This window comes from Clostridium sp. AM42-4 (assembly GCF_003480105.1).
Taxonomy (GTDB): Bacteria; Bacillota; Clostridia; order Lachnospirales; family Lachnospiraceae; genus Brotaphodocola.
In genome coordinates this window covers 182,905-191,081 of record NZ_QUIK01000006.1, presented here as the reverse complement: position 1 = coordinate 191,081, position 8,177 = coordinate 182,905, and the positions used below count along the sequence as shown (strand labels likewise).

6 protein-coding genes, 2 pseudogenes and 1 riboswitch are annotated in these 8,177 nt (G+C 42.7%); of the genes and pseudogenes, 2 read left to right on the top strand and 6 right to left on the bottom strand.

What is annotated here, in order from left to right; all coding sequences use genetic code 11:
- Positions 1-199: 199 nt before the first annotated feature.
- Positions 200-275: riboswitch (cyclic di-GMP riboswitch) on the bottom strand.
- Positions 276-544: 269 nt separating this feature from the next.
- The 4 genes from DW922_RS06880 to DW922_RS06865 all read right to left on the bottom strand — a co-directional run bounded on the left by DW922_RS06880 (position 545) and on the right by DW922_RS06865 (position 3,839).
- Positions 545-1,390, bottom strand: a complete 846-nt coding sequence (locus tag DW922_RS06880) for a nucleotidyl transferase AbiEii/AbiGii toxin family protein (RefSeq protein WP_118542779.1) — start codon at positions 1,388-1,390, stop codon at positions 545-547.
- Positions 1,387-1,980, bottom strand: a complete 594-nt coding sequence (locus DW922_RS06875; RefSeq protein ID WP_118542780.1) for an AbiEi antitoxin N-terminal domain-containing protein — start codon at positions 1,978-1,980, stop codon at positions 1,387-1,389. The genes DW922_RS06880 and DW922_RS06875 overlap by 4 nt, the downstream gene beginning before the upstream one ends.
- A gap of 198 nt (positions 1,981-2,178) precedes the next feature.
- Positions 2,179-2,703, bottom strand: a complete 525-nt coding sequence (locus DW922_RS06870) for a hypothetical protein (protein ID WP_118542781.1) — start codon at positions 2,701-2,703, stop codon at positions 2,179-2,181.
- Positions 2,704-2,735: 32 nt separating this feature from the next.
- The gene (locus DW922_RS06865; protein ID WP_118542782.1) at positions 2,736-3,839 is read right to left on the bottom strand and encodes a hypothetical protein; all 1,104 of its coding nucleotides are present in this window, start codon (positions 3,837-3,839) and stop codon (positions 2,736-2,738) included.
- Between the two features lie 916 nt (positions 3,840-4,755).
- Here DW922_RS06865 and DW922_RS06860 point away from each other — a divergent pair.
- Positions 4,756-5,691, top strand: coding sequence for a hypothetical protein (locus DW922_RS06860; RefSeq protein WP_147353370.1), 936 nt, complete (start codon positions 4,756-4,758; stop codon positions 5,689-5,691).
- 475 nt (positions 5,692-6,166) lie between these two features.
- Positions 6,167-6,583, top strand: a pseudogene (locus tag DW922_RS06855) (helix-turn-helix domain-containing protein); the annotation flags it as partial.
- A 249-nt stretch (positions 6,584-6,832) separates the two neighbouring features.
- On the opposite strand, the gene DW922_RS06850 reads toward DW922_RS06855, so the two are convergent.
- Positions 6,833-7,357 (bottom strand): hypothetical protein, encoded by a 525-nt coding sequence (locus DW922_RS06850; protein ID WP_118542784.1) that lies wholly within the window; start codon positions 7,355-7,357, stop codon positions 6,833-6,835.
- Between the two features lie 241 nt (positions 7,358-7,598).
- Positions 7,599-7,913: pseudogene (locus DW922_RS06845) on the bottom strand (galactose-1-phosphate uridylyltransferase); the annotation flags it as partial.
- Positions 7,914-8,177: the final 264 nt, after the last annotated feature.

Genomic DNA, 8,177 nt, shown 5'->3' with positions numbered 1-8,177 from the left:
GTTTTTAGATACTTCTTTCTTTGACTGTCCACATCCAGACAAGACAGCAGTTGCTACAAGTACACCTGACACCACTGCTATCAAACAACGTTTTGCCTTTTTCATACTTTACCTCTTTCTTTCCTGATAAAATCATTATTGTTACGTCTGTGAAATAACTCCGTAAAAAAACACTGTCAAACAGACAGTGCACGTCATTTCATGCAACTGGCTGCCATTTTACAGGCCCTGTAGCTTTGCGTCCCAGACTTTCATCTGGTTTGCCGATTTCCTTATTGTACCAAGTTCAATATCGTTAAAAATTGTACATTAAAACTTTCCAAAGTAAATTCCCGTAAAGGAATCTGCCAGAGTAAAATACCGCTATCTCTTTTGAAGTAAACCTTCCGGCTTCTTTTCCATTCTTTGTTACGATACTCTCCTGTACAGACATCACAAAGTTGAGATAATGACCGAAATTATTCTGCATTTCTGTTGCTGTAGCAGTAATCATACGCATTCTTTTTTCCGTTACTGTGAGGCTCTACGCCCTGTAATCTTTCGCTTACAATATAATTGCTTTCATAATTTCCTGAACGGTATTGCAGGTATCTTCAAAAGAAATATCTTTTGCATAGTCATATTCGCGTCTGTATTTTTCCCACAACTTACGAAGGGTATCGCTTTCTCGGATTTCTTTCAAGATTTCCATGTAGTCCGTAAGAATCGCTCCGCTGCCGCGCTTTTTTGTTGTCCGTTCCAGAGCCTGGCGTAGTGTTTCTTTATCACACTCTTCACCGCGCAGCGCATACAGGATATGTATGTCGTAATAATCTCTCGGACGGGTATTTGCAATGTTGCGGGATAACACCGTTTCCAGCTTTTCCGCCAGCACCGTTTCAAGATTGTAGGCAAGAATACTGATCTGGCGATCATCAAACAGCATGGAAAATGTGTATTCCACCTCACGGGGCGTTATCATGTCGCCCGTAGTAACATCCACCGTCAGCGGTACACTGATCGGCGGATAGTTTGCTTTCAGCCCAACCCGGATGCCGGGATAATCATCCGTTTCCCGTATATCAGAAATTCCGACAACCGCAAACTGCACATCATCGGCAATCTGTACAGTACAGATATCCGTAAAAATTTTCCGGATCGCTTCATGGGTCAGAGTGAACCCTTTGATTGTCGTGTCCAGATCCATGGTTGCCCGCGTATCCAGCCCTACAATAGCAGAAATCAGGAAACCGCCTTTGAGAATAAAATTGTTTTTATAGGGCGAAAGCGAAATTCGTTCCAGCAGTCGCTCTAGCATATAGTTCTGCATGACAAGCTGTGCAGAAATATGCTTCTCTGCTGCCTTATTTTTGATAAAGGCTTTTAACTGCATTGGATTTTTTGTAATCATAAGAGAACCTCCATATAACGCAGGACCTTCGGCTTCACGCGAAGCTGATCTGCGTACTTCATCAGTTTGTGAATATTTTTGTCTTTGGAGGCCGCATAGCGTTTCATAGCCTCACTGACGATCTGGATATCGCTGCCGCTGCCGCGCAGGATATCGCATAGCGTCCGCTCCAAATCATAAACGCGGATTGGGTTGCCGGACAAAGATTTAATTTGGATTTGCCCAAACTCATAATTTTCCGGTACAACACGCTTGATGATCAAGTTCTCTTGCTTCAAAGACGGTGCATTGTAGCCTTTCGGAAAGGTCATCGTATATTTCGCCGGGGTACGGTCCGAATAACCCAGCAGGTACAGTGCAGTATCATGGGAATAGATTCCGCGTCCATACTTACGCTGCAAAAGGTAAAAATCGTCCTCCCACACATTGCTCAGCACATACAGGCCGCGACCAAAACGGTACATTTCACCGCTCTTAACATACTCCTGCAGAATGCCGCGGTGAAGTCCGGCTTCCGTCACCTGGGATGTGGATATTGTACCATCCTTCGATGCTTCCAGAAGTTCTTCTATTTTTTCCCTGGTGGTCATGTTTCTCACCTCACTTTAACATTCACACATTATATTATGCAGAAATAATGTGTGAATGTCAATCAAAAAATGACGAACACACATTAAATTACAACAAAATAATGTGTGCTCGTCAAACAAACTACTTAATGCTTCATTAAAATATGCCAGGAATATTTTACTATAAGTCGCGCCCTATATGATATCAACATCTGGCCATCACATTCCAGTAAATGTCTCAATTCCGAAAAACAGACAGATCACAGCACCGTAGAAATATAAAAATCCACCAAACACTGGCTTTCTTGGGCGGTTTTCCGTGATGAGATCCGTCCGGTCTGGCATATAATATCCAACCACCTGCTTTCCCACATCTCGTTTACCGGAAACCGACTGAAAACTGAGGTACCGGTATGTTATTCCATTCACCGAATATTCGTAAGTTGGAAGATATGCCTTTTCGCGGCGCAGCTTTGAACTTCCATCAGGCTGATCCTCCCACCTGTCATATTCAGACTCTTCCACATGCACCACTTTCATCATGGTACTGGCTGAATATAACCGCACATCACGTTTGTAACCATCTTTTGCTCCTCTCCTCTCCAGAATACCAAACCAGGCCAAAAGCACTGCAGCAATGCTGAAACCGAGGCCCGATGTGATATCGTCTATATACGGGAACGGCAATGCTACCAGTGCGATCGCAAGGCTAAACCCACACACCAGGATTTTAACTCTTTTCATACACACCTCCGACCATTAATATTCCGGATGATTTATTTTTCTTTGCCATCCCATGCACCATTTTCATCTACATAATATCCATCTGGTGTTTTCTGTCCGGCATACATAATGCCCTTTCTACCATCAGATACCGGATGGAAATAGTACCATACACCGTCAATCAGAACCCAGCCAGTCTGCATACCTCGTTTTGGATCAATATAGAACCAGCCGCCAAATGTTTCATCCCGTAACCACCCAGTTTTGGTGTAACCATTCTCATCAAATGCCCACCAGCTTCCGTTTACATGTTCCCATGCATACGAAATACCGGATCTTCCTTTCAGATAGCTGTTATCCGCAAAACGGAGCCACCATCCATATGCATCCTGTATCCAGTGACTGTAACCGTCATTGGCCGTACTGTTAGCTGCGCCGGTTATGATGCCACGATCACTGCTGATCCTTCCCTCGATCGGATCTTTTCTGATTGCGGCAGAGGATGCATCACGGTCAGAGGAAGAATCTCTGTCAGCTGTATTGTGATTCCTGTTATCTGATGCTGGCATTGTTGCTGTAAGTTCTACAACTCCGATCATCGGTTGGATCTCATAATTTAGGGCTGCCCCTGCATTCGGTGTGAATTCCACTTCATAGCTGTGTGTTCCTGCTTCTGCCAGCTGCGCTGGATCTTTCCAGGTAAAGCTTCCATACTCCGTGCTTCCTCCGGCCAGAACAGATGCGCTTAAGGAACTTCCTGCCTCTACACTGGAAGCAGTTGGCCAGATGATCTGCGGTGCAGCTGCTTTACCAATGGTGATCTTTCTTGTCACAGTCGTACCATTACATTTCTCATCGCCTGCAATCTGAGCTGTTACCATGACAGATCCGGCACCGATAATCTTCACATCGCTGCCATGATTGTCAGGCAATTCTAAAACGCCGTTATCTTCCGGCACTGAATAGATTACTGCTCCCGTACCTTTTTGTCCGCTTACTTCCAGGTCAAATGGTGCATCTCCATAAACTTTTCCATCCACAGTCACGATCTGAACCTCGTTTTCATCGGCTTTACCGATTTCAAACGAAAAAGCTGCCTGATCTGGTTTCTGATAATTTGTGCTCTCTGTATTTGTGAGTTCATATTCTGCCGTCATCGTATGCTGACCTACAGCGGTTGGTGATAATTTTCCTGGAGTTTCCCAAACAAAAGGATATTAAGGAATAACCTGTGTTTACCTGCTTGCGAATAAAAGAATAATGCTATTAAGTTGGAGATACTGCATAAATGTGCTGGTATCTCTTTTTCGTTGCCTTGAAACAACAGACTATTTCATTTATGCTTGATTACTCTAAACTTATCGGGATATGATTTGCCAAGGGCTTGTTGCGTAAGCAATGCTTAGCACCCTTTACAAATCATAGACGGGTAAGTAATTTTTCAAAAGCAGAAAAAAATAGTAACCTTAAGATTTTGAATTATTGTTGCAAGCATTAGAAAATGATATAATGTAGACACAAAAAGATGTACAAATTAGAATTTGTAAAGGAGACATTTTTAATGACTATGAACAAGGGTGTTTCCGTAAGAATAAACAGGATAAATCTCAATAGGGAGAAGAGTAAAAAATGATAGAGGCGTTCTTGGATTTCTTTCAATTATATACGGTGGATGCCGATTATTTACCAGACTTTTGGCTTACAATGATACTTCTTTATCTGAATGCAGGTCTGTATCTTAGCGACCTATATAATCTGGTGAAACGCAAGTCAAAAGCGGAAACATTCAGTCTGATGGCGATACCAGGAGTCTTTGCAGTAATTTTCGTGTCGATACTATCAATTTTTGCGCATGTACCGAATCTGCAGAGCATAGCTTCACAGGCCAAACGCCTGAGCCTGCTTATAACGGCAATACAGCCACAAACGAATTTTACGCTGCTTCTTATTGTATTTCTTTATCCGATTCTATGGGGAATCGGGCTCTTACGACAAAGGAGGCCTGAACACGGTAGCCGCAAACGCTGGGTGCTGTCCTGCATTCCTGATTATATTGCATGGATCATACTGATATTGGGCATCGGTTATCACCTGTTTTTCGGGGAAAATATCCTGAGTAGTGTTCTGGAAAATGCGGAGGCTGGAGATTTACTGGCCCTTTATGGCTCCCGCAGAACCTGGCTCTATATATGGATGTATGGAATTTATATCCTTGTATGCAAGGAAGTGGTGCTGCTTGTCGGCCTTTTGTCTGAACTTTTGCTTATGCGAATTCCGCTTCGCTACCATAGTGGGCAGAATGCTGATACCTTTGTCAGCTTTTATTATCTGTTTTGCCAGAATGCCATTTTTCGTGGGATTTCCCTGCTGGAAGCTGCGTTGGTGATTCCACTTTGTGGAGTGATGCTTCGGGAAGCGGCATCGCCTTTCAGTGATTACTCGTCGATTATGATATACGCAGTCTTTTTGCTGCTGACAGGCGCAGTGTTTCTCGTTCTTATCGCCATTGGTCCGGTCATGCGGACACTTTCCTGCTTCGATGCATGGGGACAGCGCAAGCAGATCAGAGAGCTTTTCTGTACGGAATATTTTCTCATGCAGCCAGTTTCCAGCAACAGATCGTTCACGGTCACTCATCATTTTATCATTGACGAACAGGACGCCGCCGGTGTTTACTATCTTCCGCTTCTCACAGACATCAGCGGATGGGCCTCCCCGAGAAAGAAAGCAGGCAAATGGAAAATGCTCTCTTTCGCAGATGGCAGAACCCTTGAATTGTCAGAACACGAGGCAGAAGCCGCCAAGGAAATGCTCTCTTATGCATCCAACCGTCTCTATGCCCAGAAGATAACTGGAGAAAATTGGAGCAATAAAAACAATATGCCTGGCACAGAGGAAACCTGGAACCCACTCATAAGTCCGGCAACATCGATGTATCAGAAACTGGTCAAGATATTTTTAGGCCTGATGGTTATTCTTTTTATGATGAGCTATCAGATACTGAAGTAATTGAAAAAAGAAGCAGGCAAACGAGTATATAACTATCAAGAGGGCGATTATATGAAGCGTTGGATTGAATAACATACAAATCCCAGTTTATATCAGAGAATAAGTTTAAAACTAACAAACCGACGGAGTGATCCAGACACGGTGGCGGAAGTCCTCAGACTTTCCGACGCTGTGGCTGGTTCACTTTGGCGGTTGGGCGAGCTTTAGCGAGCCTTATAAGCCCCCGTTATCTAACAAGGGGGGCACAAAAAACAAGAGACAATATACACTAACAAGCGGAAAACGCTGTATTTATAAGGTAAAACCGCATTTTACATGGCGTGATATAAATTATGCCATTATCACTATGAAAAATTGAATAAGACATAAGAAAGACAGTTGATTTCAAATAAGAAATTGATTGTCTTTTTTTAACAGAAATGTAGGCAATTATCAATACATGGTAGTTGCCTTTTTTAATTGGAGGAATTTAAAAATGAATGATAAAAACTTTATTGAAGAACTAAGACAAAAGCGTGAGGAATACGGAGTAACACAAACAAAGCTTGCTGTTGCCTGTGGTATCAGCCGTGAATATTACAACCGCATTGAAAAAGGAAAACAGCCATTGAATGATGAATTAAAAGAAGTCCTAGAAAAACAGATTGAGCGTTTCAATCCACAAGAACCTCTTTTCCTGTTGATTGGTTACTTCCGTGTCCGCTTTCCTACTACGGACGCATTGGCGATTATTCGTGATGTATTACAGCTGAAATCTGATTATATGCTTTATGAAGATTATGGAAAATACGGATATGAAAGTAAATATGTGCTTGGCGACATCAATATCATGTGTTCCATGCAGGAGCATTTAGGTGTTTTATTAGAACTGAAAGGCAAAGGCTGTCGGCAGCATGAAGGCTCTGGCACCGGAACCGCCTCGGTCTGGGCCATTGCGCAGCGTCATCATGGCATAACTGAATTTCGCTATGAATATGGTATCTTTTATGCTTCCGTCTTTATCTGATAGGGTGCATCATCTTTGTGCGCTCATCCAGATGCCAGGTTTACTGCGGTTGCCTTTCCATAATTTCTGGCGCAACCATATGTATATATTAGAAAGACTGCAGAACAAAATGCCTGCAGTCCTTCTAATATCGTATTATTTTCTATCCGCAATCTCATCGAATGCTGCTTTCAGTTCCTTAACACTGCCTACCCGGATGCCTTCAAACCGGCCATTCTTTCCATTGATTCCGTTCAGCCATTTTACGCCCGTACCTCCGGCCGTTTCCCAGCGCTTAAGGTTTGGTGTATGGTCATCGACCAGGATGTCCATCTTTCCCAGTTTCCGATGCAGCATGGTTTCAACAAATTCCGCTTTATTTTCCCCATAAGGAACAAAGAGACAGTGCGAAGAGCTGATTCCCGGCAGGTACTTATCCAGCCATTTTTTCTTTTCCAGAAGCGCTCTGGTATCTGTATAGTATGAGGATAAGATATTCATATTCTCATCTGCTTTCAGGGCGGCACCTAAAAAGTCCAATAATTCTGTTTCCGGTTCCAGGTCTGTATAATATCCGGGTTTTCTGCTTTCCTCCACTGGAACATCGCGCCATTTTGCAATCGTCCCATCCATATCAAAATACACCCGCATATCACTTTTCAGTATCATTTTCTTCTGCATATATAATCAGTCCTTCTTTGTTTCCGGTTCCCAAAATTGAAGTTTCCGGAAATTGTTTTTCTATTTTTTGCAAACATTTGTTCTCTATTCTAACAAATATACTCTGCCTGCGCAAGCCCTAGTAAAAAACTTCACAAAGACGACCTTGTATAGGCCATCCCTATGAAGTTTCTTAATAGAAAGGGTTCTGTAAAAATTATGAAATTGAAACCGCATGCTGCCGGTCAGTTCGTATCGGCTTTTACAAAGTTTCGATAAACCGTCCGAAAGCAATTCTTCCCTCTTTTGTATTCTTATATACACCGGCGCATTCCAGAACCCGGACAAACACTTTTCCTATTTCTTTCTGCAGAATGGAATGAATGTTACCCTCTGTAATTTCATAGGAGCCTATCCATGTATCCACCCAGTCTGCGTGCTTTTCGATCTGCGGATTACTGCGGATATCCTGTTTTTCAAGGATATATTGTTCCAGAAGAGCCATTTCTTTTTTCAGCCGCGCTGGAAGAACAGCCAGTCCCATTACTTCGATCAGGCCGATATTTTCCTTCTTTATTTGGAAGGGAATATCTTTCTCTTTCTTATTTTTATTTTTATAACAAGGAAATCGCGAGAGTCCAGTCACAATGGGGCTGGATCCAGGCTGCAAGAGAAATGGAGGATCTGAAAACATCTAAGCATCTGCAGAAACTCTATCGAAAGAAAAATGACTGTATCAAAGATTATATTCATAAGATGACACGATGTATCACGAACTATTGTGTAAAGAATGATATTCATACGGTTGTAATTGGAGATATAAAGGGGATTCGTAAAGAGA